Origin of the sequence: Corynebacterium sp. c3Ub_189 (assembly GCF_039907195.1) — a bacterium.
In the GTDB taxonomy this organism is placed as follows: domain Bacteria; phylum Actinomycetota; class Actinomycetes; order Mycobacteriales; family Mycobacteriaceae; genus Corynebacterium.
In genome coordinates this window covers 100278-125571 of the sequence record NZ_JASBOF010000001.1, presented here as the reverse complement: position 1 = coordinate 125571, position 25294 = coordinate 100278, and the positions used below count along the sequence as shown (strand labels likewise).

24 protein-coding genes are annotated in these 25294 nt (G+C 57.7%); 15 read left to right on the top strand and 9 right to left on the bottom strand.

Features of this window, described 5'->3' with window-relative positions; all coding sequences use genetic code 11:
* Nucleotides 1–38 precede the first annotated feature (38 nt).
* Nucleotides 39–512, bottom strand: a complete 474-nt coding sequence (dut, locus tag QKD99_RS00595; RefSeq protein WP_347950433.1) for a dUTP diphosphatase — start codon at nt 510–512, stop codon at nt 39–41.
* A 142-nt stretch (nt 513–654) separates the two neighbouring features.
* Here dut and QKD99_RS00590 point away from each other — a divergent pair, with 142 nt between their 5' ends.
* Entirely contained in the window at nt 655–1113 is a 459-nt protein-coding gene (locus QKD99_RS00590) for a DUF3093 domain-containing protein (protein WP_316980881.1), read from the top strand.
* Between the two features lie 110 nt (nt 1114–1223).
* Here the strand turns inward: QKD99_RS00590 and QKD99_RS00585 are convergent, their stop codons facing one another.
* Nucleotides 1224–1514 (bottom strand): DUF4193 domain-containing protein, encoded by a 291-nt coding sequence (locus tag QKD99_RS00585; RefSeq protein ID WP_005325023.1) that lies wholly within the window; start codon nt 1512–1514, stop codon nt 1224–1226.
* A 112-nt stretch (nt 1515–1626) separates the two neighbouring features.
* A complete protein-coding gene (locus tag QKD99_RS00580) occupies nt 1627–2514 on the bottom strand; it encodes an inositol monophosphatase family protein (protein WP_347950432.1) in 888 nt (295 codons plus the stop codon).
* On the opposite strand from QKD99_RS00580, the gene ppgK reads away from it, so the two are divergent.
* Both ppgK and QKD99_RS00570 read left to right on the top strand, forming a co-directional pair.
* Nucleotides 2513–3271 carry a polyphosphate--glucose phosphotransferase gene (gene ppgK / locus QKD99_RS00575; RefSeq protein WP_347950431.1) on the top strand — a complete coding sequence of 253 codons (759 nt, stop codon included), beginning with the start codon at nt 2513–2515 and terminating at the stop codon, nt 3269–3271. The genes QKD99_RS00580 and ppgK overlap by 2 nt on opposite strands.
* A gap of 200 nt (nt 3272–3471) precedes the next feature.
* Complete coding sequence (locus QKD99_RS00570; protein WP_005325028.1) at nt 3472–4944, top strand: RNA polymerase sigma factor; 1473 nt, start codon at nt 3472–3474, stop codon at nt 4942–4944.
* A gap of 85 nt (nt 4945–5029) precedes the next feature.
* Here the strand turns inward: QKD99_RS00570 and QKD99_RS00565 are convergent, their stop codons facing one another.
* Complete coding sequence (locus QKD99_RS00565; RefSeq protein ID WP_347950430.1) at nt 5030–6796, bottom strand: DEAD/DEAH box helicase; 1767 nt, start codon at nt 6794–6796, stop codon at nt 5030–5032.
* On the bottom strand, nt 6793–7044 hold the full coding sequence (locus tag QKD99_RS00560; RefSeq protein ID WP_005325062.1) for a DUF3039 domain-containing protein: 252 nt from the start codon (nt 7042–7044) through the stop codon (nt 6793–6795). Before QKD99_RS00560 ends, QKD99_RS00565 begins: the two co-directional genes overlap by 4 nt.
* A 137-nt stretch (nt 7045–7181) precedes the next feature.
* On the opposite strand from QKD99_RS00560, the gene QKD99_RS00555 reads away from it, so the two are divergent.
* The 9 genes from QKD99_RS00555 to galE all read left to right on the top strand — a co-directional run bounded on the left by QKD99_RS00555 (nt 7182) and on the right by galE (nt 16847).
* Complete coding sequence (locus tag QKD99_RS00555; RefSeq protein WP_284765907.1) at nt 7182–7556, top strand: DUF3099 domain-containing protein; 375 nt, start codon at nt 7182–7184, stop codon at nt 7554–7556.
* Nucleotides 7557–7571: 15 nt separating this feature from the next.
* Nucleotides 7572–9143 carry a class I SAM-dependent methyltransferase gene (locus QKD99_RS00550; protein WP_347950429.1) on the top strand — a complete coding sequence of 524 codons (1572 nt, stop codon included), beginning with the start codon at nt 7572–7574 and terminating at the stop codon, nt 9141–9143.
* 43 nt (nt 9144–9186) lie between these two features.
* The gene (dtd, locus tag QKD99_RS00545; protein WP_225746855.1) at nt 9187–9630 is read left to right on the top strand and encodes a D-aminoacyl-tRNA deacylase; all 444 of its coding nucleotides are present in this window, start codon (nt 9187–9189) and stop codon (nt 9628–9630) included.
* 358 nt (nt 9631–9988) lie between these two features.
* Nucleotides 9989–11404: an HAAAP family serine/threonine permease gene (locus tag QKD99_RS00540; protein WP_225746854.1), complete on the top strand. Its 1416-nt coding sequence runs from the start codon at nt 9989–9991 to the stop codon at nt 11402–11404.
* A gap of 46 nt (nt 11405–11450) precedes the next feature.
* Nucleotides 11451–12824 carry an L-serine ammonia-lyase gene (locus QKD99_RS00535; protein WP_294164720.1) on the top strand — a complete coding sequence of 458 codons (1374 nt, stop codon included), beginning with the start codon at nt 11451–11453 and terminating at the stop codon, nt 12822–12824.
* A 157-nt stretch (nt 12825–12981) separates the two neighbouring features.
* The gene (locus tag QKD99_RS00530; protein WP_347950428.1) at nt 12982–13761 is read left to right on the top strand and encodes a helix-turn-helix transcriptional regulator; all 780 of its coding nucleotides are present in this window, start codon (nt 12982–12984) and stop codon (nt 13759–13761) included.
* A gap of 182 nt (nt 13762–13943) precedes the next feature.
* The gene (locus QKD99_RS00525; RefSeq protein WP_005325073.1) at nt 13944–14957 is read left to right on the top strand and encodes a sigma-70 family RNA polymerase sigma factor; all 1014 of its coding nucleotides are present in this window, start codon (nt 13944–13946) and stop codon (nt 14955–14957) included.
* Nucleotides 14958–15179: 222 nt separating this feature from the next.
* Nucleotides 15180–15857: a metal-dependent transcriptional regulator gene (locus QKD99_RS00520; protein WP_239277554.1), complete on the top strand. Its 678-nt coding sequence runs from the start codon at nt 15180–15182 to the stop codon at nt 15855–15857.
* Nucleotides 15858–15860: 3 nt separating this feature from the next.
* Entirely contained in the window at nt 15861–16847 is a 987-nt protein-coding gene (galE, locus tag QKD99_RS00515; RefSeq protein ID WP_347950427.1) for a UDP-glucose 4-epimerase GalE, read from the top strand.
* Nucleotides 16848–16859: 12 nt separating this feature from the next.
* Here galE and QKD99_RS00510 read toward each other — a convergent pair whose 3' ends face one another.
* Nucleotides 16860–17963 (bottom strand): DUF4192 domain-containing protein, encoded by a 1104-nt coding sequence (locus tag QKD99_RS00510; protein ID WP_347950426.1) that lies wholly within the window; start codon nt 17961–17963, stop codon nt 16860–16862.
* A gap of 224 nt (nt 17964–18187) precedes the next feature.
* On the opposite strand from QKD99_RS00510, the gene QKD99_RS00505 reads away from it, so the two are divergent.
* Together QKD99_RS00505 and QKD99_RS00500 are read left to right on the top strand one after the other, a co-directional pair.
* Nucleotides 18188–19252 carry a PAC2 family protein gene (locus QKD99_RS00505; RefSeq protein WP_347950425.1) on the top strand — a complete coding sequence of 355 codons (1065 nt, stop codon included), beginning with the start codon at nt 18188–18190 and terminating at the stop codon, nt 19250–19252.
* A gap of 34 nt (nt 19253–19286) precedes the next feature.
* Nucleotides 19287–21830 carry a DUF3516 domain-containing protein gene (locus QKD99_RS00500; protein WP_347950424.1) on the top strand — a complete coding sequence of 848 codons (2544 nt, stop codon included), beginning with the start codon at nt 19287–19289 and terminating at the stop codon, nt 21828–21830.
* Between the two features lie 88 nt (nt 21831–21918).
* On the opposite strand, the gene QKD99_RS00495 is transcribed toward QKD99_RS00500, so the two are convergent.
* Both QKD99_RS00495 and QKD99_RS00490 read right to left on the bottom strand, forming a co-directional pair.
* Entirely contained in the window at nt 21919–22443 is a 525-nt protein-coding gene (locus QKD99_RS00495) for a carboxymuconolactone decarboxylase family protein (RefSeq protein WP_284814138.1), read from the bottom strand.
* Between the two features lie 97 nt (nt 22444–22540).
* Nucleotides 22541–23134 carry a peroxiredoxin gene (locus QKD99_RS00490; protein ID WP_023021385.1) on the bottom strand — a complete coding sequence of 198 codons (594 nt, stop codon included), beginning with the start codon at nt 23132–23134 and terminating at the stop codon, nt 22541–22543.
* A 160-nt stretch (nt 23135–23294) separates the two neighbouring features.
* Here QKD99_RS00490 and QKD99_RS00485 point away from each other — a divergent pair, with 160 nt between their 5' ends.
* On the top strand, nt 23295–24239 hold the full coding sequence (locus tag QKD99_RS00485) for a hydrogen peroxide-inducible genes activator (protein WP_239277550.1): 945 nt from the start codon (nt 23295–23297) through the stop codon (nt 24237–24239).
* An 88-nt stretch (nt 24240–24327) separates the two neighbouring features.
* Here the strand turns inward: QKD99_RS00485 and QKD99_RS00480 are convergent, their stop codons facing one another.
* Nucleotides 24328–25236: a hypothetical protein gene (locus QKD99_RS00480; RefSeq protein ID WP_347950423.1), complete on the bottom strand. Its 909-nt coding sequence runs from the start codon at nt 25234–25236 to the stop codon at nt 24328–24330.
* Nucleotides 25237–25294: the final 58 nt, after the last annotated feature.

The following is a 25294-nucleotide window of genomic DNA, read 5'->3' as shown; positions in this document are numbered from 1 at the left end:
TCCTTTCTAAAAGTCTCGTTGAGTCTCTACTGCTTTAACTACACACCGGTAGAGCCATAGCCACCGGCTCCGCGGACGGTGTCATCCAATTCTTCAACCTCAGCAAACCCCACCAGCTCTACGCGCTGGACCACGAGCTGAGCAATGCGCATTCCGCGTTCGATCTCAATGGGAGCGTGCCGGTCATGGTTGATGAGGCAGACCTTGATCTCCCCGCGGTAATCGGCATCTACCGTGCCCGGGGTATTGACAACAGAAAGTCCTTGCTTGGCGGCTAGTCCGGAGCGCGGGTGAATTAAGCCGACCGTTCCTAGTGGCAGCGCAATGGCAATCCCGGTGCCGACGAGGGCGCGCTCGCCGGGTTGCAGGGTAAGAGCTTCGGCTGCGTAAAGGTCTGCACCGGCGTCACCACGGTGGGCACGGTGCGGTAATGGAAGCTCCTTATCCAGGCGCTTGACTTTAATGTCCCCAAAGGGGCTTTCTGGTTGAGAATGCGGAATCGAGTCAGTCACCTGGCCAATCCTACCTGCCTTGGGAGGTTCATTCTGCGGCGCGTGTGGACTAGACTGACTAGACGTGTCTGATACATCTGCTACTTCCGCAACTCCGGCACCGTCAAGCGCCGCTTCGGCACAGGGTACGGTGGCCCCTCAGGTGCTCTACCGCGAACGCCAATGGGTCCCTTGGTACTTTTGGCTTTTTGCAGCCGCCATCGTGGCACTTACTTCCGCTACTGCCGGCCTTAACCGCAACATGTGGTGGACCATTATTCCCGCGATCCTCCTTGGCGCTATCGCCGTGTGGGTACTTATTACCTGGTCCAATACAGTCATCAAGGTAGAGCGCGACCCGGACGGAACGCGTTGGCTCACGGTCAAAGACGCCCAACTGCCTAACGACGTCGTGTCACGGTCTATCACCGTTCCCAAATCTGCACGGCGCAACGCGCTGGGCCCGCAGCTCGATCCCGCAGCGTTTTTGGTCTCCCACGCTTGGGTGGATAAGCACGCCATGATGGTGCTCAATGATCCAGAGGACGATACTCCTTATTGGCTCATCGCCTCGAAGGATCCGGAGGCTTTGCTCCACGCTTTCGTTCCGGAACAGCACTAATCTTTATTGACTTCGCACACCACAAAAAATGTGGTGGTTGCTACAGCAAACCCCGCACTCGGCAGGTGAAAAGTTGCCGAGTGCGGGGTTCGTTGCTGCTGTGTATTCCTTTAGGCGCAATCCTTGCAGATTGGCTGGCCGTCCTCTTCGTGGGAGTAACGCTTATTGGACTGCACTAGGAAACACGAGCCACAGGTAAACTCATTTTCCTGACGTGGAACTACCTCAACATTTAGCTCCTCGCCCGTAAGGTCTACTGATGGCGGCTGGAAGGCCTCGACGATTTCTCCGTCATCGTCCATGCCGTTGTTATCGCTCTCAGCGGCTTTGAGTCCTTCTAGGGAGTCAGTTTCGAGTTCATCTTCCGCGCGCCGGCGCGGTGCGTCATAATCGGTGGCCATAATGCACGCCCCTAATGGTCAAGTTGCTTTAAGGAATGGGTATTTATCGATCGCGCATAGTAAAGCACAAACGGCTAGATGTCATCTCACCGCTCGCCGGCGCGGGAAACTATTACCCCCGCAGCGCGTCTGTGACCGTGTGTGCTGCTAAAAGCTTATCGAATGCGGGGGCCAAATCTGCCCCCGCGGCCCAGGTAAGTTCACCGTCAGCAGAGCCCTTATCAAAGCCTGGATGGCGCACTACTGCACCTGCTTCGCGAGCAACGATTGCCCCAGCGGCAAAGTCCCAGGCATTGATGCCGTGCTCAAAGTAGGCATCAACGGTTCCCTCTGCCACCCTGCATAGGTCGAGCGCGGCAGCGCCGATGCGGCGAATATCACGCACATTAGGCAGGAGCTTGGTGAGAAGCTCGGCTTGGGCTGCTCGCCGGTCGGCTTCGTAACCAAAGCCGGTGGCTACCAAGGCCAACGCAGGATCTTGTGTCTGGCCACACCGCAGTGCGTGCTCAATTCCGTCTGGGCCGGTGACCGTGGCGCCCTGGCCGGCTGCGGCAGCATAGGTACGCCCGCGCGCCACGTTGACCACCGCGCCAGCAACGAGGTGCCCTTGGTATTCCGCACCAATGGATACGGCGTAGTCCGGCACCCCGTAGAGGAAATTCACGGTGCCGTCAATCGGATCGACAATCCAGGTAACCCCACTGGTCGATTCCACATTGGCGCCTTCTTCGCCAAAGATTCCGTCCCCGGGGCGCTGGGTGCGGATGGTGGTGGCAATGAACTCCTCTGTCGCGGTATCGACCTCCGTTACGGGATCTACGTCGCTGGACTTGGTGTGGGTATGCGCCGCGATGCCGTCACTTGCGACTAGTTCTGCACGCCGCGTAGTAATTAATTCCGCAGCGCGAGTGGCGGTAGAAACGGCAAAATCCCGCAATTGGAGAAAATCGATCTGCTCAGTCATGCCAACTATTGTGCCTTCTTCTAGACTGTCGGGCATGACTACTCTTTCTGGCCATTCCTTTGGCATCGATATCGGAGGCTCCGGCATTAAAGGCGCTGAGGTGGACCTTGCCACCGGCGAATTCGTGGGTGAACGCATGAAGATCGCCACCCCACAGCCGTCTACGCCGCATGATGTTGCCAAGGTAGTAGCCCACATCGTGCAGGAAAAGCAGTGGGACGGCCCCGTTGGCATCACCCTTCCTTCCGTGGTTCGCAACCAAGAAGTCGAGACTGCAGCAAATATTTCCAAGGACTGGGTTGGGGTCAACGCCACAGAACTCTTTGCGGACTACCTGGATGCGGATTTTGCCGTGCTTAACGACGCCGACGCGGCGGGACTAGCCGAGGTGGCCTACGGAGAGGACATCGCCAAGCAGGGCTCCGTTATCTTCCTAACCCTCGGCACCGGTATCGGTTCGGCCTTCTTCCTAGACGGCCAGTTGTTCCCTAATACCGAACTGGGGCACCTCACGGTGGGCGATGACGAAGCTGAGAAGATCGCGTCCTCGGCCGTAAAGGACCGCGAGGAACTCAAGTACAAGCAGTGGACTAAACGACTCAACAAGGTCCTCGCGGAATATGAAAAGCTTTTTAACCCGCAGGCCTTCCTCATCGGGGGTGGGATTTCCCGCAAGTTTGAAAAGTGGGGCCCACACCTTGATATTGAAACCCCCGTCATGCCTGCACAACTGCGCAATCGCGCAGGAATTGTCGGAGCTGCGATGGCGGCGGTAGACGGTTTGAAACCGTAATATTTACGCACTGCAGGTGACCCTATCCACCGGCAGATTGGAAAGATCCTCTATACTGGGCGGTCGATCCTAAGTTAAATAGCTCTAGGGCGTTTCTGGCCTGCATATGGCCACAACGCGTTAACATCACACTGATGCACGAGCGCCCCACTAGGGCGCACTGAGCTGTTTCAATCAAGAAGTTAGTCGAAAGGGCGTACGTGGCAGCCACTGAATCTTCAGACCAGGCACTCGGCGAGGGCGAAAACGCCGCTGAGGCATCTACTCCTGCAAAGAAGACCGCCAAGAAGACGGCAAAGAAAACCGCGAAAAAGACGGCTAAGAAGACGGCCAAAAAGACCGCTAAGAAAACAGCCAAGAAGACTGCGAAGAAGACCGCCAAAAAGTCGGCCAAGAAGACCACTAAAAAGTCTGCGAAGAAGGCCACTAAGAAGACGGTCCGCAAATCCGCGGCAAAGAAGCAGGAATCCCCAGCCGAGTCCGAAAAGCAGGCACAGCCGGAAGCAGAAGAGGAGCTCGAGGAGGACGAGCACGACGAAGACGTCGACTTCGATCCCACCAATGCGGACATCGAAGACGATGATGACTTCGACGCCGGCGAAGACCTCGAGGACGATGACCTCGAAGAGGATTTGGACGACGACGATGAGGAAGAAGAGGAAGACTCCTCTTCCGTCTGGGACGAGGAAGAGTCCGCTGCGCTGCGTCAGGCACGCAAGGATGCGCAGCTAACCGCCTCCGCTGACTCCGTCCGCGCCTACCTCAAGCAGATTGGTAAGGTCGCCCTGCTCAACGCCGAGCAAGAGGTTTCTCTGGCCAAGCGCATCGAGGCTGGCCTGTACGCACAGCACCGCATGGACGAGATGGAAAAGGCCCGCGCCGAAGGCGATAAGGCCGCCAAGCTCTCCCCCATGGAAAAGCGCGACCTGCGCAGCATCGCCCGCGATGGCCGCAAGGCCAAGAACCACCTGCTGGAGGCCAACCTGCGTCTGGTGGTTTCCTTGGCCAAGCGCTACACCGGCCGCGGCATGGCTTTCTTGGACCTCATTCAGGAAGGCAACTTGGGCCTTATTCGCGCTGTGGAGAAGTTCGATTACACCAAGGGCTATAAGTTCTCCACTTACGCCACGTGGTGGATCCGCCAGGCCATTACCCGCGCCATGGCTGACCAGGCTCGTACCATCCGCATCCCAGTGCACATGGTGGAAGTCATCAACAAGCTGGGCCGCATCCAGCGCGAGCTCTTGCAGGACTTGGGCCGCGAGCCTACCCCGCAGGAGCTGGCGAAGGAGATGGACATCACCGAGGAAAAGGTGCTCGAAATCCAGCAGTACGCCCGCGAGCCCATTTCCTTGGATCAGACCATCGGTGACGAAGGCGATTCCCAGTTGGGTGACTTCATCGAGGACTCCGAGGCCGTCATTGCGGTCGACGCCGTATCCTTCACCTTGTTGCAGGATCAGCTCCAAGACGTGCTGACTACCCTGTCCGAGCGCGAAGCCGGCGTGGTTCGCCTCCGCTTCGGTTTGACCGACGGCATGCCGCGCACTTTAGACGAGATTGGCCAGGTCTACGGAGTTACCCGCGAGCGCATTCGCCAGATCGAGTCCAAGACGATGTCGAAGCTGCGCCACCCATCTCGCTCGCAGGTTCTGCGCGACTACCTCGACTAATCGCTGCAGCTGCACGCGAATTAAAGCCCGCACCAATTTCGGTGCGGGCTTTTTCATAGTTATTCCTAGGCCTCCAACGGCCGCTCTACCACTTGCGCAGGTATTCTATGCGCTCGCGTAGCTGGTCGGCGTTGCACAGCGCGGTGGGCGGGCCGCCACAGGCCTTGCGCACCTCGGTATGGATAGCACCGTGCGGGCGGCCCGAGCGCTGGGCAGCGATGGAGACAACCGTATTGAGTTCCTTGCGCAACTGGCCTAGCTCATCGACGACTCCAGTATCGCTGGACTCAGACTCCATAGACTTCTTCCGTGAGGCCGGCGCATAGTCCATACCGTAGAGCTTGCGGCGGTGAGCTTCCTCCGCCTCAGCAGCGCGCCGCGCCTTTTCCTCCGCTTCGCGGCGGTCCATTTCTTCGGATTGCTTCTTGCGCAGCAAGTCTTTTACTTGGTCCGCATCCAGTAGCCCGGGAATGCCAAGGAAATCCGCTTCCTCATCGGTGGTCATATCCCCGGTATTGAACTGAGAACCGTTGTAGAGGAGCCCCGAAAACTCTGCCTCGGCACCAAGCGACTCATAAGACTTCTCCAGCATGTCTGGTTCGGTCTTTTTCTGATTCGCCTGCTCTAGCAGTTCGTCGTCCCAGCCTTCCTTGTCGGGCTTTTCTTCACCCAAGACGTGGTCGCGGGACTTTTCCATATTTTCCGCCAAGCCCAGCAGGACAGGAACCGATGGAAGGAAAACCGATGCCGTCTCGCCCGGCATGCGCGAGCGCACGAAGCGGCCGATGGCCTGGGCGAAAAAGAGAGGAGTCGACGCCGAGGTAGCATAAACGCCCACCGCAAGGCGCGGGACGTCGACGCCCTCGGACACCATGCGGACCGCCACCATCCACTCATCGGTGGACTCAGAAAATTCCTGAATGCGGTCCGAGGAGCCGGGATCATCAGACAAAATCACCGACACTGGCGTATTAGAAAGCTGTTTGAGGATATTGGCATACGCGCGTGCGGTCGTCGTATCCGAAGCCAGCACGAGGCCGCCTGCATCCGGCATATTGCGCCGCATTTGCATCAGGCGGGTATGCGCCGCCTGCAGCACCGCAGGAATCCACTCGCCCTTGGGGTCCAAAGCGGTGCGCCACGCTCGGGCGGTTTGCTCCGCATTCATAATGTCGCCCAAACGGGCTGCATGTTCCTCACCGGCCGAATCGCGCCAGCGGGCTTCGCCAGAGTAAGAAAGAAAGACAACGGGGCGCACGACGCCGTCGGCAAGCGCATCGCCATAGCCATAGGTATGGTCCGAGCGGGATACCTTGTGCCCCTCCCCATCGTCCACGTACTGGACGAATGGAATGGGCGAGTCGTCGGAGCGGAAAGGCGTACCGGTCAAAGCCAGGCGGTGATTGACATCGTCGTAGGCTTCCTTGACGCCATCTCCCCAGCTCTTGGCGTCGCCTGCATGGTGAATCTCGTCAAGGATCACCAAAGTGCGCCGGGCAGAGGCCACAGCGCGGTGCTTAAAGGGGTGCATACCCACCTGCGCGTAAGTCACCACAATGCCGTCCATCGAGGGATTAACGGCGGAGGAATTGCTAAACGCCGGATCTAGAGCCAGACCTACGCGTGCGGCAGCGCTAGACCACTGGGTCTTGAGGTGTTCGGTAGGCACCACCACGATTACGCGCTCGACCGTACGGTCTTCCATGAGCTCGGTGGCAATGCGCAGGGCGAAGGTAGTCTTTCCGGCGCCTGGGGTCGCCACCGCCATGAAGTCTTGCGGCTTAGTGGCGAGGAATTTATCGAGGGCGGATTGCTGCCAGGCGCGAAGGTTAGTCTTCTTAAAAGTCCTCACTTGCGGCGCAGACCCTTATACACACGCTCACAATCGGGGCACACCGGAGAACCCGGCTTTGCCTGCTTGGTCACCGGGAATGTTTCGCCGCACAGCGCAACGACATACTTGCCGTTCACCGCGGAATCGAGGATGTGATCCTTTTTGACGTAGTGGAAGAACTTCGGCGTGTCATTATCCGTCGTCGAAGTGTCTTCACGAATATCTGGCCGTTCAATTGTCTTCGTAGTCGTAGTCACGCACTCCATTTTGCCGCATCGGCATCGAACTTTGCGAGTCAGGCGGCTACCCTTGGAGAACATGTACACGTCATGCACGCCAACCACTGCGCCCCTCTCCCCTTATCGAGGGAACGCCGACGCGCACGAGGGGAGCCGAATCTAGGTTGTTTGGCAAAAAAGAGCGCTATCTCATCACAGATGCCAAGCTCACGCCTGGCCAGGACCGCAAGCGCCGCGAAATTCAGTACGGAATCTTCCAGTTTTTGCGCGTTCCTTCCCTGCTCATCGCCGGCTTTTTCCTCTATATGCATTGGTGGCTTCTAGCCGCCATCATTGTGGGCGTGACGTTTCCCCTCCCCTGGATAGCAGTGGTGATTGGCAACGGCCGAGGTGAAAAGAAGGATAAGCGCGAGAAAAACGTGTACAAGCCAGCCATGAACCGGCAGCTTTATAACCAAGCCCACGCCCCACAGGTATCCGGCGGCACCGCCCGACCTATTGAGGCACACCACGACATCATCGATCACGAAGAAAAGTAAAGGATTCCTGCTTTCATGACGACCGCTTTTGGCCCCGACTTTGATGCCACCGCGCTAGCCAAGCTGGCCGAAGAGCTTTCCGATGTCTTTACCGCCGCCGGTTTTACTACCGATGGCATAGCCGGGCACCTAGGTCCGGAAGTTACCGAGGCCCTCTTCCGCGGCGAACCCGCACCAGTTACGCTCGCCGCGCACAGCGAATCTCAATTGGATTTATTGATCCGCTTCTTCCTCCTGCATGAACACCTACCGGCGACGCTTTTAGGCGAGGCGGTAGGTGCGCGCCTGGCTACCCAGTTGCTGGATGCCAATGTTGCGCTTGCCGACGCCCATGGCAAGGCCTACATTGCCCTCGATATCCGCCCCCACATCATCGTTGGCGCCAACCGTCTCATCTTCTCCGACGTCGACGCATCCTTGGTCGACCACGTACCCGGCCCAGACCATGTGCTTGGCGTTGGTGCGGCAAGCCTTTCGCTGCTGCAATCCACGCCAGTAAGCCCAGTGGGCAGCGTCTTAGATCTAGGCACTGGCTCAGGCGTCCAATTGCTGGGGCAGCTCGATTGCGCTGAAAAGATTACCGCCACCGACGTGCATGAGCGTGCATTGGAGTTGGCCGAGGCTACCATTGCCGCTACTGGCGATAGCGAGAAAGTGGAATTGCTGCAAGGTTCGTGGTTCGACCCCGTAGCCGGCCGCCGCTTTGACCGCCTTGTAGCTAACCCACCTTTTGTTGTTGGCCTTCCTGAAGTTGGACACGTCTACCGCGACTCCGGGTTAAATCTGGACGGCGCTAGCGAGCTGGTTGTCTCTCGTGCCACCGATCACCTAACCCCTGGCGGAACGGCTCACCTTCTGGCCGCTTGGGTACACACCAGCGGCGAGACCTGGCAGCAACGCGTTGCTTCCTGGCTGCCAGACAAAGGAATTGCCGCCTGGATCATTCAGCGCGACGTAGCCGATCCCGCACTCTATGTGTCCACCTGGCTCGAGGATGAATCCCTGGATGTACGCTCCCCTGAAGGACAAGAGCGCTCTCGCGCCTGGCTGGAACATTTCCAGCAACATGAGGTCAATGGCATTGGCTTTGGTTTTGTCGCGATCCAACGGATCGGCGACGATGAACCTGCCGATATCTTGGCCGAAGAAATGCCGCAGGCCTTTAGCGACCCACTTGGCCCTGAAGTAGAAGAATACTTTGCCCGTGTGGCGTGGTTGCGCGACCTTGTACCCGGCGAGCTACAGGGAAAGCACTTCCACGTACGCCCAGGGCTGGCACGCGAAGATATCAGTACCCCAGACGGGGAATTGGGCCAGGGCTTTACTCGGGCCGCTCTACGCCTTACTCGCACCGACGGTCCGCGCTGGAGCCACGAAGTAGATGAACACATCGCTGCCATTGTCGCCGGACTCAACCCACAGGGCTTGAACCTGGAAGAAACCATTGGCCTGTATGCAGCGGCACACGGATTCGACGAAGCAGAACTTACTACTGCTGCCCTACCCGCCGTGATCGATATGGTCCGACATGGCCTGCTTATCCCAGCTGATCTCCTCTTAGATACCGATTCGCCGGACCTCAGCTAGATCCACACTGTCCCCCCACTCGTTATATAAGGAGAAGTAAACCATGCGCGCAGTTTTGACTCGGGTATCGGAGGCCACAGTAACCGTCGATGGAGAAACCGTGGGTGCCATCGATTGCCCCGAAACCGGTGGCCTTCTCGCTCTAATTGGGGTCTCGCGCGAGGATATGGATGATTGGCGTCCCCGCGCTGAGAAGATGGCACGCAAGATTGCAGAACTGCGCATTCTTGATGGCGAGGTGTCAGTCATTGATGCCGGAGCGCCTGTGCTTGTGGTGAGCCAATTTACTTTGTACGGCCGCACTGCCAAAGGGCGGCGCCCTTCGTGGGCGGATGCCGCTCCAGGCCCCGAAGCCGAACCGGTCATCGCGGCGATTATTACGAACCTCAGGGAACGCGGCGTATCAGTTGAAACAGGCCAATTCGGGGCTAAAATGCGCGTTTCCTCTGTGAACGAAGGACCTTTCACCGTCTTAGTAGAGACCTAGCCCGCACCCTCTATTTCCGCCCCACGAGAACTGAAAATCGTGTTAAGCAGGCCCTTTTACAAACGATTTCGTGACTTAAACCACTTTTTTAGATTTTGTGTCGAGCAAGCCATAAAGCGCTACGGAATGCAAATCCTCAGAGAGTGATAAATGCCCTACTCGCAGTGCAATAATTTATTATCACTCTGCAAGATTTTGTTCTATACTGAAGGCACAGCGAAGCAAAAGGGCTGGATATGCAGGATGAGAGACAGTTTCTCAAAGTCCTACAAACGCAAAATTGAGTGAGAAAGATTTTCTCAATCATGGTTGCAGAAGCCCAAACGCTTCGGCCGACCAACTAGATGTAGGAAAGAAAATGTCCCACTCAATCAAGCGGCGCAACAAAGCCCAGCACCCAGAAAACCAGGCTGAGATGCCTGAGGACCTCAAGACCTCCAAGGCAGCTCCCTCCTCCAAAGAATCCGCACCAGCCCCTGGCATTGACACTCCGTTTGATGGCCAGAAGGGTGCACCGAAGTGGAATAAGGAAGACACCGTATGGATGCTCTCCCTGTTCGGCACCGCAATCGGCGCCGGCGTCCTCTTCCTCCCCATCAACGCCGGTATCGGCGGCATCATCCCGCTGCTCATCATGACGGTGGTAGCACTGCCCATGACCTACTGGGCTCACCGCGGGATGACCCGCTTGGTACTTTCTAGCTCCAAGCCAGACGGTGACCTCACGGACGTCGTCGAGGAACACTTTGGCAAGAAGGCCGGCGTTCTGATGAACATCCTGTACTTCCTGTCGGTCTACCCCATCCTGCTGGTTTACTCGGTAACCATCACCAACACGGTCAACTCCTTCTTGGAGCACCAGCTCGGAATCACCCCGCCGGACCGCTGGCTTACCTCCCTACTGCTGGTGGGCGGCCTCATCCTAATCGTCCGCATGGGCAAGGACGTCGTAGTTCACGTCATGTCCTACTTGGTCTACCCATTCATCGGCATCCTGGTTCTACTTTCCCTTTACCTCATCCCGAAGTGGAATACCGCGCTCTTTGATTCCTTCGACCTCAACGTTGCTCGCGAGGCTTCTGGCCACAGCATGGGCGTTACCCTGATGCTGCTGGTTCCGGTTATGGTCTTCTCCTTCAACCACTCCCCGATGATTTCCTCCTTCGCCGTTGACCGCCGCCAGACCTACGGCAAGTTCGCCGAGGCCAAGTCCCGCAAGACCTTGCTCCGCGCAGAAATCCTCATGGTCGTCGTGGTCATGTTCTTCGTCTTCTCCTGCGCTCTGAGCCTCTCCCCGGCTGACATGGCAGACGCTAAGGCACAAAACATCACCATCCTGTCCTACCTGGCCAACCACTTCGATAACCCACTTATCCAGTGGATTGCCCCAATCATCGCCATGATTGCAGTTGCTAAGTCCTTCCTCGGCCACTACCTCGGCGCAGCCGAAGGCTTCGAGGGTCTCGTCATCAAGGGCAGCAAGAACGCAAGCAAGGACGACGCAGAGTCCGCCCACAAGCTCGATACCATCACCCTCATCTTCATGCTGGTCACCGCTTGGCTCGTCGCCTGGGCTGACCCATCCATCCTGGGCATGATTGAAACCCTGTGTGGCCCGACGATTGCCATCATGCTCTTCATCATCCCAATGGTCGCCATCCACAAGGTTCCGGCACTGAAGCGCTACAAGGGCAAGGCTTCCAACTACTTCGTCTTCTTCATGGGCCTCGTCGCCCTAGCAACCATCATCTACTCCATCGTCCAGGCCTTCTAAGCACCGCCGCAGACGAGAAAATCGCAGAGGATTCAAGGAAAGAACAATGTTCATCAGCATCTTCGATATGTTCAAGATTGGCATCGGCCCCTCAAGCTCACACACCCTTGGCCCAATGAAAGCCGGCAAAGCTTTCGTGGACGAACTCAAGGAAAAAGACCTCTTTGACAAGGTCACTCGAGTTCAGGCAAATGTCTACGGCTCCCTCTCCCTCACGGGCATCGGCCACTCCACCGACAAGGCCATCCTCCTCGGCCTCGCTGGTGAAGAGCCAGAGACGGTTGATATCGACGGCATCTCCGAGTTCATGAAGAACGTCCGCAGCAGCGAGAAGCTCATGCTGGGCGGCTCCCACGAGGTAGAATTCCCCAAGGACGGCGGCTTCTACTTCCACGATGAGTACCTCCCGATGCACGAGAACGGCATGTGTCTTATCGCCTTCGCCGGCGAGGAAGACATCCTGCACAAGACTTACTACTCGGTCGGCGGCGGTTTCATCGTCAAGCAGGAAGACTTTGCCACGCGCACAGACGCCAAGGTTGATATCCCCTTCCCGTACGCCAGCGCCGCAGAGATGCTCGAGCTATGCGAGAAGAACAACATGACCCTCCCGGAGCTAGGCCTTGCCAATGAGTTGGCACTTCGTTCCGAAGAAGAGGTCAACGAGCACCTGCGCAAGGTTCGCGATGTCATGTACACCGGCATCAAGCGCGGCTCCGCTACTGATGGCCCACTCCCAGGCTCCCTGCTTGTCCCCCGCCGCGCCGCTGCCCTCAGGCGCCGCCTGGAGCAGTCTGAACCGCACGATGGTCTGAACATCCTCAGCTGGGTCAATATGTTCGCACTGGCTATCTCTGAAGAGAATGCATCCTGCGGCCGCGTTGTCACCGCACCTACGAACGGCGCCTGCGGCGTTGTCCCGGCAGTACTGGCTTACTACGACAAGTTCGTTGAGCCCGTTACCACCGAGATGTTTGCTGATTACATCTTCGCCTGCAACCAGATTGCTTCCCTGTACAAGATGAACGCTTCCATCTCTGGCGCTGAGGTCGGCTGCCAGGGTGAGGTTGGTGTAGCGTGCTCCATGGCTGCTGGCGGTCTCGCCCAGCTCATGGGCGCTACCCCAGAGCAGGTTTGCATTGCAGCCGAGATTGGCATGGAGCACAAGCTAGGCCTGACCTGTGACCCAGTCCTTGGACAGGTTCAGGTACCCTGCATTGAGCGCAACGCTGTCGCTGCCGTTGACTCCATCACCAGCGCTCGCATGGCGCTGGAGCGCGAGAGCAAGCCATGCGTTTCTTTGGACGAAGTCATCTGGACCATGTATAAGACTGGTAAGGATATGAACGCCAAGTACAGGGAAACCTCACAAGGTGGCCTGGCCCTAGCAGTTCACCCGCCAGTTCCGGTGTGTGGATAGAGACCACCCTGTAAAGAAGCGATGAGCCGGGTGAGCACAGCGCTAAGCCGCTTGTGTTCATCCGGCTTTCTTGGCGCTACTCCCCCCTTCCGCCTATTCGCTTCCGTGTGATATCTTCTCTATAACCTGACAGGAATTAAAGGACATGCTTCAGCTAATGAACTTCCCTAGCGGCAGTGCCTCCGAAGAAAATTTCCTCGAGCAGTACATTCCCCTCGTCGAATTCCTCGGTAAGGCAATGGGCCCAAACACCGAAATCGTACTCCACGATCTCGACGTTCCCGATAAATCCATCATGGCCATCGCCAACGGCCACATCTCCGGCCGGCAGCTAGGCGGCCCCGTGACCGACTTCGCACTGTGGTTTATGAAACAAGGCGATGCCGCAGCAATCCCCATGATGACCGGCTACCGCGCCGTCAATGCGGAAGGCAAGATTTGCCGCTCTTCAAGCTACTTCATCCGCGACGACTCCGGCCATATGCGCGGCATGCTGTGCATCAATGTTGATGTCTCCGAGTTGGTACACATTCGCGATGCTGCCGCCGCACTTATCGGCAACGCCGATGATCCCGCATTTGATAAGTCAAAGGCTTTCGGCGGCTACCCCGGCGCGGAGGAGCAGCCGCAGCGACCCATTGCGGTACCAGACCCGGTCCCAGAAGACGAGGCTGCGGAAGAGGAGCCGGAGAAGGAAGAAGTCAGCGAATCTTTGCGCTCCAACGTGGAGAACCTTCTAGATTCCATGTTGAATTCCGCAATTTCTAACCAGAGCACGCCAGTTCCTCGCATGCAGCGCGAAGAGCGCCTCGAGGTGGTTTCTGACCTCGAGGATGCAGGATTTTTCCTCCTTAAAGGAGGAATCGCCGCGGCAGCGACGCGCCTAGGCGTATCTGAACCGACTATCTACCGCTACCTCGTCCAGGTGCGTGGATAGTAGTTCCACATTCCTAGCTATTCGCAGCTCGTAACCGTTCCCCGTGGTACCTCTCCCCCGAAAAGGTGGAGTTGTACCACGGGGAACAACTGTTTTTAATATTTCTCTCCGCACCGGGAACTAAATCGCTTAAGACTCCGTTGTACTTTGTGAAACCGGCGACAAATTCAGGAGGCTTCACTATGACGAAGACATCTGCCACCACCGCCAAGGGCACTTCAAGTGCCACTACTGATGAAGAACAGGAAGTAGACCGCGGATCTCGCCGCAACCAAACCAACGATAATCCTTCAGCCGATCTCGTCCGCGTTTATCTCAACGGCATCGGCAAGACCGCACTGCTCAGCGCGGAAGATGAGGTAGAACTCGCTCAGGCCATCGAGGTTGGACTGTACGCGGAGTACAAGCTCAATAACGCAGAAAAGCTCACCCGCGCAGAAAAGCGCGACCTTAAGATCCTCGCCCGCGAAGGCAAGAAGGCACGCTCCCACCTGCTCGAAGCCAACCTGCGCCTCGTCGTCTCGCTGGCAAAGCGCTACACCGGCCGCGGTATGCCACTGCTGGATCTCATCCAAGAGGGCAACCTAGGCCTTATCCGCGCAATGGAGAAGTTCGATTACGCCAAGGGCTTCAAGTTCTCCACTTATGCCACTTGGTGGATCCGTCAGGCGATTACCCGCGGCATGGCTGACCAGTCCCGCACCATTCGCCTCCCAGTCCACTTGGTTGAGCAGGTTAACAAGCTTTCCCGCATTAAGCGCGAGATGTATCAATCCTTGGGCCGCGAAGCTACTAACGAGGAACTTTCGGAAGAATCCGGTATTGACGAGAACAAGATTGAAATGCTGCTGCGCCAGTCACGTGATCCGGTCTCTCTCGATATGCCGGTAGGCACCGATGAAGAAGCTCCTTTGGGCGATTTCATTGAAGATGCAGAAGCTACCGATGCTGAAACTGCGGTCGTCGCATCTATGCGCCACTCTGATATCCGCGGTGTGATTGACACCTTGGAAAAGCGCGAGCAGGATGTCATCCGCCTGCGTTATGGCCTCGATGATGGTGTTCCGCGCACCTTGGATCAGATTGGTCGCCGCTTCGGTCTTTCGCGCGAGCGTGTACGCCAGATTGAGCGCGAAGTTATGGCAAAGCTGCGCGATGGCAATCGCGCCGATCGCCTGCGCGAGTACGCTTTGTAATCCACGCCTACCGCATTCGGCAACACATCCTCTCCCCGGGCCCATTTGGCAACGTACCGCCATGGGCTCGGGGTTTGGCGTTGATAAGGCATCGGCTTGGTTCTTAGCGGCGAACCAAGCCTTGGGTAGGCTAATCTGGACTGCAGAGTCTAGAAAGCGCTTTCCCGTTCTTGGGCGGGACAATAGCCGCGTAACCGTATTCACACAGAAAGGTATGCCCACGTGAGGGACCTAGTTGATACAACGGAGATGTATCTGCGGACCATCTACGAGCTAGAGGAAGAAGGCATCACTCCCCTGCGCGCCCGCATTGCGGAGCGTTTGGAGCAGTCCGGGCCAACGGTTTCTCAGACCGTGGCTCGCATGGAGCGCGATGGCCTTTTGCACGTGCGCACCGACCGCAGTTTGGATCTCACGGACAAGGGCCGCGACTTAGCAACCGCAGTCATGCGCAAGCACCGTTTGGCAGAGCGTTTGCTTACCGACGTCCTGGGGCTCGACATTGCCAAGGTCCACGACGAGGCCTGCCGGTGGGAGCATGTGATGAGCGAAGAGGTGGAAAAGCGCATGGTCGCTGTTCTCGATGATCCGACGCGGTCGCCCTTTGGCAATCCTATTCCGGCGCTATCTGCACTTGGCTTCGATGTTCCACAGCCGGATCAGGGTACCCGCGCGGTCGATCTCCCCAATGGCGAGCAGGTCTCTGCGACCGTCATCCAGGTCAATGAAATCCTGCAGGTTGATGATGGCACCTTCCAAGAACTCACCGATGCTGGAATCCGAGTGGGCGCCAAGGTGTCTGTGGTCAATAACAGCGGCACGATTACACTGTCGACACCGGAAGGCAGAAGCGTCGTGCTTTCCGACGATTTGGCGCACGCAGTGCGCGTGGAGGTATAACCCATGAAGCTTCTCGTCACAGGTGGCGCGGGCTATGTAGGCAGCGTTTGCGCTGCTGTATTGGTCGAACAGGGCCATGACGTAACCATTATTGATAATTTCTCCACCGGCAATCGCGAGGCCGTTCCGAAAGCCGCCCGCGTCATCGAGGGCGACGTCGCGGACAAGGCTGCCGATGTCCTGGGCGAAGGTGGCTTCGAAGGCGTCATTCACTTCGCTGCGCGCTCCTTGGTGGGCGAATCCGTGGAAAAACCAGATGAGTACTGGCAGCACAACGTCGTTACTACCCTGACGCTGCTTAATGTCATGCGGGATAACGACGTCAAAAACCTCGTCTTTTCCTCCACCGCTGCAACCTACGGTGAGCCCGACCAGGTCCCGATTACGGAAGACATGCCAACCCAGCCCACCAATCCGTATGGTGCGACCAAGCTGGCCATCGACTACATGATCACGTCCTTTGCCCACGCCTACGGCCTAGGCGCTACCTCGCTGCGCTATTTCAATGTGGCTGGCGCCTACGGAAATATTGGCGAAAACCGCGAGGTAGAAACCCACCTCATCCCCATCGTGTTGCAGGTTGCTTTGGGCCACCGGGATAAGATTTTCATGTTCGGTGATGACTGGGATACCGCAGACGGCACCCCAGTGCGTGACTACATCCATATCCGCGATCTAGCTGACGCCCACGTGCTTGCTCTCGAGTCCAATGAACCTGGCACCCACCGCATTTACAACTTGGGTTCTGGCGATGGTTACTCCGTCAAGCAAGTCATCGAGATGTGTCGCAAGGTCACCGGCCACGATATTCCGGCTGAGGTGGCCCCGCGCCGCGCGGGCGACCCAGCTACGCTCATCGCTTCCTCTGAGAAGATTCAGCGGGAGCTCGGGTGGAATCCCACCCGCACGGACCTGGAAACCATAGTCACCGACGCGTGGAACTTCACCCGACAGCTTGGCGATAAAGCACATTCGGCAAAGCGGTCCTAGACACCGCGCGCGTTAGGCGGGGCTGTCAACGCGGAGCCCCGCCGCTTCGCGGGCTAGCTCGCAACCATGGCATAGGCTGGAGACCAACCGCTTTCCCATGCCGCTGCGATATCCCTGCGCTATGAGGCGCCCCAAATTGTGATGGGGCGCCTCCTCTACTACTACGGAAAGCGCCGGACCGGCATAAATTCCGAATTCGTGAGACACCTGGCTAGCAGCATACAAAGCTAGGGCGTTATAGCGAATAGACCCCTGGAATGTACGCGCTACCGCCAATAACAGGTCTCCTGCTTCCTGCGGCGCGGAGACGAGCTCCGTAATGACTAGGTCGCGGGTCCAGGTGGTAGACATCCACATGGCTGCCACACACAACAATTCTTCATTTTCTAGGGTTTCCTCCAGCGATTCGACCTCGCTGAGCACATAGCGCACATCGGCAATGAGGTGCTTGACCACCTGCACTGGTTCTGTCGTGCCGTATCCGTGCCCGGCGCGCAATTGGCGGGCAATCTCTTCGGCGCATCGCTCCATGGCCCTAATCTCTTCTTCCCCAAAGTATGGGTTCGGGTCCTTAAAGCGCTGGACCAAGTCATGACGGCTAAGTTCCGGAAGCATGCCATTATTCACGCAGGCGCGCATCGTGTGGCTCGTCGAGATGGCGGGTATGGTTCCTTCCATCCAATTCTGGAGCGGGCCCTCGCCGCTTTCTGTGGCGTGGCCAAAGATGAGGTCATAGGAGGTACCGGTGGATAGTTCTTCGGCCAGCCAGCAGGCATCGATGCCCATACCTGTTCGGTCGTGGAAATGGTAAAGAGACTGCAGAATATCCCAGAGCTCTCCTTCCTCGCGCTGAGAGAGGACGAAGCAGAAAATGATGTCGGGATTTCCGCAATGAAACGCCTCCATCACCTCGTGCAGGGCACCAGGCACATCGTACAGATCGAGGCGGGCTACTGGCCCAATGCTGTATCCGCGTGGGCTGGGCTGGATGGAGATGAGGATCACTGATTCAGTGGGAAAGAATCCGAGGATTCCTGGGATATTGGCGAGGATATCGCCGGGCGTACGGATGGGCTGAGTTGGTGTTGTGATGTCCATGGCCCCAGCTTCAACCATGCGCGCAACTCTGCATAGGCCACCAGGGGCTAGGTGGTGGGGATCTGTGGATAGGTGGGGTGAAGGGGGCGTCGGCAAGCGGCTTTCCACACCCCGCCCGGGATTGCGCTGGCAATGCGCAGCGGTTTGGGGCACAATTGTTTATTTAACCTCGCAGTGCGCGCGGGAATAGTAAGCACGCACGCGGCGTTGGGGTAGGTAAGAAAGCAAGGAGGTAACACAACATGCACGAAGAAGATCGCCGCATGTATGAGCTGGAATATCCGGCTCCGGTGATTAGGGATGATTCCGGTGACGGACAAGGCCCCACCATGATTGTTGCCATGCACGGCTATGCTGACGCTGGCCAGGCCATTGAGGCAAGTGCTGACCACCTGAAAGCCGCTTTGGAAGGCCGTCAGCTGGCGTCATTTAACTCTGATGAGCTGATTGATTACCGCTCGCGCCGCCCAGCCATCACGATTGATAAGGATCGGGCGCTGGAAATCGAGTCCATGGATCTTGGCATTAAGGTCCTGCGCGATAATTCCGGCAAGACCTTCCTACTGCTGTCTGGCCCTGAACCAGACATGCGCTGGGAGGCGTTTACTACCGCCGTGGTGAAGCTGGTGGAAAAGTTCAATATCGAAGACACTATTATGCTCTATGCCGCGCCGATGCCGGTGCCGCATACCCGCCCCACGGTGGTTACGGCCCATGGCGCCTCCTCCCGCTTGACTGAGCACATGCTCTCGATGGATTCCACCATGATGGTCCCAGGCTCCGCCGCGCTGTATCTGGAAAAGGCTCTAGCGGATAAGCACCGCACGGTGGCTGGATATACCGTCCACGTGCCGCATTATCTGGCAGCTTCGCCTTATCCGCAGGCCACGTTCCAGTTGCTGGATTCGGTGGCTCGGGCGGCGCGCCTCAATATTCCTTTGGGCAGCATTGAGGCCGATATTTCTCGCGTGGAAAACCAACTGGAGGAGCAAGTTGGTGGCTCGGAGGAGATTGAAGGCGTAGTCCAACAACTCGAGCAACAGTATGACGCTTATATGGAGCGCTACCGCAAGGAGCATCCGCAGGCGATCATGCCCGGCGAGGAGCCTATGCCTACCGGTGAGGAAATCAGCGAGGAATTCCAGGCATTTTTGGCTTCCTTGGATGAAGAAGAAAGCCAGCAGATCATCAATACCGAGATCGATGACCGCGAAGATTCCACCAAGGAAGAAGGCTCGAGGTCCGATGAAGGGAAGGATGGCCCTGATTCTGCTTCGGGTGAGGGCGACTTAGGTGACGATATCTAACTAACCCGCCCCCATCGCCGCTAAGGTGGTGGGGGTGAACTTATCTCAGCTGCTGCCAGATTTGACGGAAGTACCCGAGTCCCTCGTTGACGAGGCGATCTGGGATACCTTTACCTCGTGGACCACCAGCCGGGGTATTAATTTGTACCCGGCTCAGGAGGAAGCCTCGCTCGGCATTTTGGCCGGCGATAATGTCATCCTCGCTACGCCTACTGGCTCAGGAAAGTCCATGGTGGCTAATGCTGCACACTTCATCGCCCTAGCTCGTGGCCAGCGCAGTTTCTATACCGCGCCGATTAAGGCGCTTGTGAGCGAGAAATTCTTTGCCCTCTGCGATATCTTCGGCGCCGAGAATGTGGGCATGATGACTGGCGACGCCACCGTTAACGGCAATGCCCCCATCATCGCCGCCACCGCCGAGATTGTGGCCAATATTGCGCTGCGCGATGGCTCCGAGGCCAATATCGACCAGGTAGTGATGGACGAGTTCCACTACTACTCCGAACCAGATCGCGGATGGGCCTGGCAGGTGCCGTTGCTAGAGTTGTCCAAGGCGCAGTTCCTGCTCATGTCCGCCACTTTGGGCGATACTCAGTGGCTAGAAGAAGATCTCACCCGCCGCACCGGCCGCGCCACCAACCTCGTCGCCGGCACTACGCGTCCCGTCCCACTGGACTTTTCCTATGTCTTTAGCGCGGTGCACGAGACCATCGAGGAGCTCTTGGCCGATAAGAAGGCTCCCATCTACGTGGTGCACTTCTCGCAGCGTGAAGCGGCCGAGCGCGCCCAGGCGCTCACCTCTCTATCGGGGATCATCACTAAAGAAGAAAAGGAAGCGATTGCCCAGGAAATCGGTGGTTTCCGCTTCACCACTGCCTTTGGCAAAGATTTGTCCAAGCTCCTGCGCAAGGGAATCGGCATTCACCACGCGGGAATGCTGCCCAAATACCGCCGTTTAGTAGAGCGCTTGGCACAAAAGGGCCTGCTTAAGGTCATTTGCGGCACCGATACCTTGGGGGTGGGCATTAACGTGCCCATCCGCACCGTGCTGATGACTGGGCTTGCCAAGTTCGACGGCCAGCGCCAACGCATCCTCAAGTCGCGCGAATTCCACCAGATTGCCGGCCGCGCCGGCCGCGCCGGCTATGACACCGAGGGCACTGTGGTGGTCGAGGCCCCCGAGCACGAGATTGAAAATGCCAAGGAGCGCCGCCGCATCGGCGACGACCCCAAGCGCTTGAAGAAGCTGAAGAAGAAGTCCGCTCGCGAAGGCGAGGTGTCCTGGTCCGAGAAGACCTTCGCGCGTCTTACTGAGGCGGAACCGGAACAGCTTACCTCTCAGTTCCGCGTTTCTAATTCCATGCTGCTCAACGTCTTGGCACGCCATGGCAATGGCTATGACCACATGCGCCACCTGCTGCGAGACAATCACGATAATCGCAGCAAACAGAATAAGGACATTCTCACCGCTATCGATCTCTTCCGCGGGCTAGTGGATTCCGGCGTGGTACAAAAATCGACCAAGGGATTGGATATCTACGGCCGTCCCTACCATTTGGTACGAGAGCTGCCGCGTGACTTTGCGCTCAACCAGCCACTGGGTCCATTCGCGCTGGCGGCGCTCTCGCTGCTGGATCCGGAGGCGGAGACTTATAACCTGGACGTCATTTCCGTGTTCGAGGCCATTCTGGATGACCCACGCCAGGTGCTCATCGCCCAGCAGAAGCAGCGCCGCGGCGAAGAAATTGCCGCGCTGAAAGCGGACGGGGTGGACTATACCGACCGCATGAATATCGTAGAAGACATCACCTGGCCGAAGCCGCTCGAAGAGCTATTGGAGCAGGCCTACGATACTTTCGCTGAGACCAATGCGTGGGTCAAGGAGTTTGAGCTGCGGCCCAAGTCCGTGGTGCGCGACATGCTCGAGAACGCGATGACCTTCTCCGATCTGGTCGCAACCTACGGCTTGGCCCGCTCCGAGGGCGTGATTTTGCGCTACCTGACCGACGCCTGGCGTACCCTGAAGCAATCCATTCCCGATGAGTACAACACTCCGGAGCTCGAGGACATCGTTGTCTGGCTGGGAGAGCTTATCCGCCAGGTGGATTCCTCGCTTGTCGACGAATGGGCGCAAATGGCCGGCGAAGACTCCCCCATCGACCAAGACACGGTGGACCGCGAGCTGGCCTTTGGCGTGAAGGACCCCACCGCGCTCACGGCCAACCGCCGCGCCTTTACCATCATGGTGCGCAACTACATGTTCCGCTTGGTACAACTCTTTGCTTTGGAAAAGGAAGACCGCTTGGCGGAGCTGCTTGATTACTTGGACGAGGTGCCGGACTTCGGCGCGATCCTGGACGATTACTTCGATGAGTATGATGACATCGATTCCGGCCCCGAGGCCCGCGGCCCAGAGTTCTTCCGCCTAGGCGATACTGACTCGCGTGCGTGGTCCGTGCGCCAGATCATCAAGGACCCCGACGGCGACCATGCCTACCAGTTCGTCGCTACGGTAGATCTCGACGCCTCCGATGAGGCCGGCGAAGTTCGCCTAGCGGACCTGCGTGTGGAGTACTAGCCAGCGAAAACGACAAAGCCGCCCTGGTTGCCGCGCCCCGGAATAAGAGGCACGTCGGCAAGCGCGAGGGCGGCTATAAGCCAGACTTTTAGCGTGCGGCCTCGATCTGGACAGCCTGTGCCACAGCCTGAACAACGGCCGCAACCTTGACGGCCTCCCAGACCTGCTCCTTGCTCAGGCCAGCCTCGTTGAGCTCGTGCGCGTGGGCACCCAGGCAGTGCTCGCAGCCATTGATGGCGGAAACTGCGGTATTCCACAGCTCGAAGTTGGCCTTGTCTACGCCTGGCTTCGAGATGATGTTCATGCGCAGGCCGAACTTAACCTGTGCGTAGTCATCGCCCAACCAGCCCTTGGCACGGTAGGCAACATTGTTCATAGCCATAACGGTGGCTGCGCCGTAGGCTGCCTCGATAGCTTCCTCGGAGAGGTGCTCCTTTGCTTCTTCCGCAATCTCAGACAGCACGGTGTCATTGCGGGTTGCAGCAGCCGATGCCAGCAGGCAGCCCCAAAGCTGCTCCTCATTGAGGTCCTTGGAACGGGTCAGGGCGCCCAGGTTGAGCTTCTGGTCCTTGGCGTACTCCGGCAGGGAAGACTTCAGATTATCAATAGACATAGCTTTTCTCCTTTGAGGTTTTGATAGGAATTTACTGCGTCGGATTTAAAAGGAAACCCCGCCACGAAAGCGGGGTGAACCTGCATCTCAGTGAGATTTAGAGCGCGGACTGAACGACGTCCATCTTGTTGATGTTCTTGGTTGGGTCGTTCTTCTCCCAGTTACAAGCGCAGACCTCTTCGGACTGCAGGGCGTCGAGCACGCGCAGAACCTCGTCTACGTTACGGCCGACAGCATCCGGGGTAACGGATACGAACTGGATAACGCCATCCGGGTCGATGATGAAGGTGGCGCGGTCAGCAACGCCATCAGCGTTTTCGACGCCCAGTGCACGAATGAGGTCGTGACGTACGTCAGAGAACATCGGGAAAGGAACTTCCTTCAGCTCTGGGTGAGTTGCACGCCAGTTGAAGTGAGCGAACTCGTTATCGGTGGAGCCGCCGAGGATCTGGGTATCACGGTCCTGGAATTCCTCGTCCAGCTTGCCAAAGGCAGCGATCTCGGTCGGGCAGACGAAGGTGAAGTCCTTCGGGTAGAAGAAGACGACCTTCCACTTGCCCTCGTACTTGTCCAGGGATACCTGCTCGAAGTAGTCCTCCGGCTGGTTAGCGTTGACGTCGTGCAGATCGCCACCGGTCAGGGCGGTGAGGTTGAACTCTGGGAACTTTTCGCCGACGGTCAAAATAGGCATAGTCTTCAACTCCTTTAGCAAAGGCTTTTCCTCTAAGTTTCCTGCCGCTTGACGTACAAGCAGCGGGGCCGGACCGTGTCCGGCCCAACACGATCAGTTATACCATCTTTTCCGCTCGCGTCAATAGCAAATCCTATAGGTAAGTGTTAGAGTGATAGGCATGCATAATAAAGAGTATCGCCCTACACTTGCTCAGCTGCGTACCTTTGTCACCGTTGCGGAAAATAAGCACTTTGGCACCGCGGCCGCCAAACTCGAAATTTCCCAGCCCTCCCTCTCCCAGGGCCTCGTTGCGCTCGAGCAGGGCTTGGGCCTGCAGCTTATCGAGCGCTCCACTCGCAAGGTCATCGTCACCTCGGCTGGTGAGACCCTCCTCCCCTACGCCAAGGCCACCCTTGAGGCCGCCGATACCTTCCTGGCCCACGCTCGCGGCGCCAACGGCACCCTTGCCGGCCCACTGACCATCGGCGTTATCCCCACCATTGCTCCCTACATCCTTCCCGATCTGCTCTCGATGCTTGTTGAGGCCTACCCGGATCTCGAGCCGCGCTTCGTCGAAGAGCAAACCCAGCACCTCATTACTCGCCTGCGCAACGGCAACTTGGACCTTGCCATCATGGCCCTTCCTTCTGAGGCCACCGGCATGGTCGATAGCCCGCTCTACACGGAGAAATTCTCCATCGTTTGCCCTCCTGATCACCCCATCGCCGGCCGCGAGGATGTCGAGCTTGCGGAGCTCAAGGACTTAGATTTGCTGCTGCTTGACGACGGCCACTGCTTGCGCGATCAGGTCGTCGATCTCTGCCGCCACGCCAATATCAACCCGGCCGAGGCCACCAATTCCGTCACCCGTGCTTCCTCCCTGACCACCATCATGCAGCTAGTCATGGGCGGACTGGGCTGCACCCTCGTCCCCGAATCTGCACTGGCCACCGAGTGCCATGGCAAGGACGTCGCCATCGCCCACTTTGCCTCCGATGTCACCGCCGAACGCGAGGTCGGCCTCGTGTTCCGTTCCTCTGCCGCCCGCGCCGAGGAATTCCGCGAATTCGGCACGCTCATCACCTCCGCCTATAACAAGGCGATTGAACGTTCCCGGCAGTAGTCTCACCCGGCGGCCCCACACGGGGCGTCGCCAAGCACGCCAAAGGCCACCGCCCCAAATTGGAACGGTGGCCTTTAACTATGGTGCGCTACGCCTGCGGAAGAGTATTGCGCCCCGCGCACTGGCGGTACATATGCGCCTGTGCCAAGAGAGTAACCGGATACGCCACGATGAGGCCGATACCCAAAAGCAAGAAACCGGCCACAATGATGAAAAAGTTCAAAATTGCCAGCAGCAACATTTGGCCGTAGTTATTCTTACCTGCCTGAAAGCCTTTCTTCACGGCCTCACCAACGCTATCGCCATCGGCCGCGAACCATTGCATCAGGGAGAAGAATGGTTGGATAAAGAAGCTAATCAGCGAAATCACGGCCATGACACCGAGCATGCCCATGACGGCGGCGAACGCTTCTTCATCGGAAAGCTGCTCGGCATTGCCGGCCAGCCCCTCCGCAGAACCGCGCACAGCGACGAAAGAAATCAGTCCCGCCACAACACCGATGACGACCATAATGACTAGTGGCTGCCACCAGCGCACATTCTTAAACAGGTAGCCCCACCCGGTGCGAGAATCATCAATCTGGAAAAGCGCCAGGCGCATAAGCGCCAGAGTTAGCACGATGCCAATCACCCAGGAAATGATTTGCATGATCGTGGAACTAGCAGTGAGATCACCGTCGGCACTCGTCGTCGCAGCGCCTACTCCGCCAGAAATGGCGAAAAAGACCACGCCGAGGAAGCCTGCAAGCAACGTTCCCAAAATCCACAGCTTCCAGTTGCTAAAGATAGCCCGAAAAGCCCAAGAAACGGCATCTATGGCCGAAACCCTTCCGGTGTGCTGAGGTTGGCCCGCGTGGTAGCCGGCATAGCCTTGGGCGTTGCCTTCGTGGGCGCCACCATACGATGGAAGCTGGCCGTAGTCCGGCCGATCCTCGGGATGGTTGGTCGGCTCATAGCGAGGAAAATCGTCATTTCCACCCGAATACGGGTTCGTCATAGGCGGTGCTCCTCCTTCAGGAATGCACATAGAAAATGTATAAGTATTTTCACTTTAA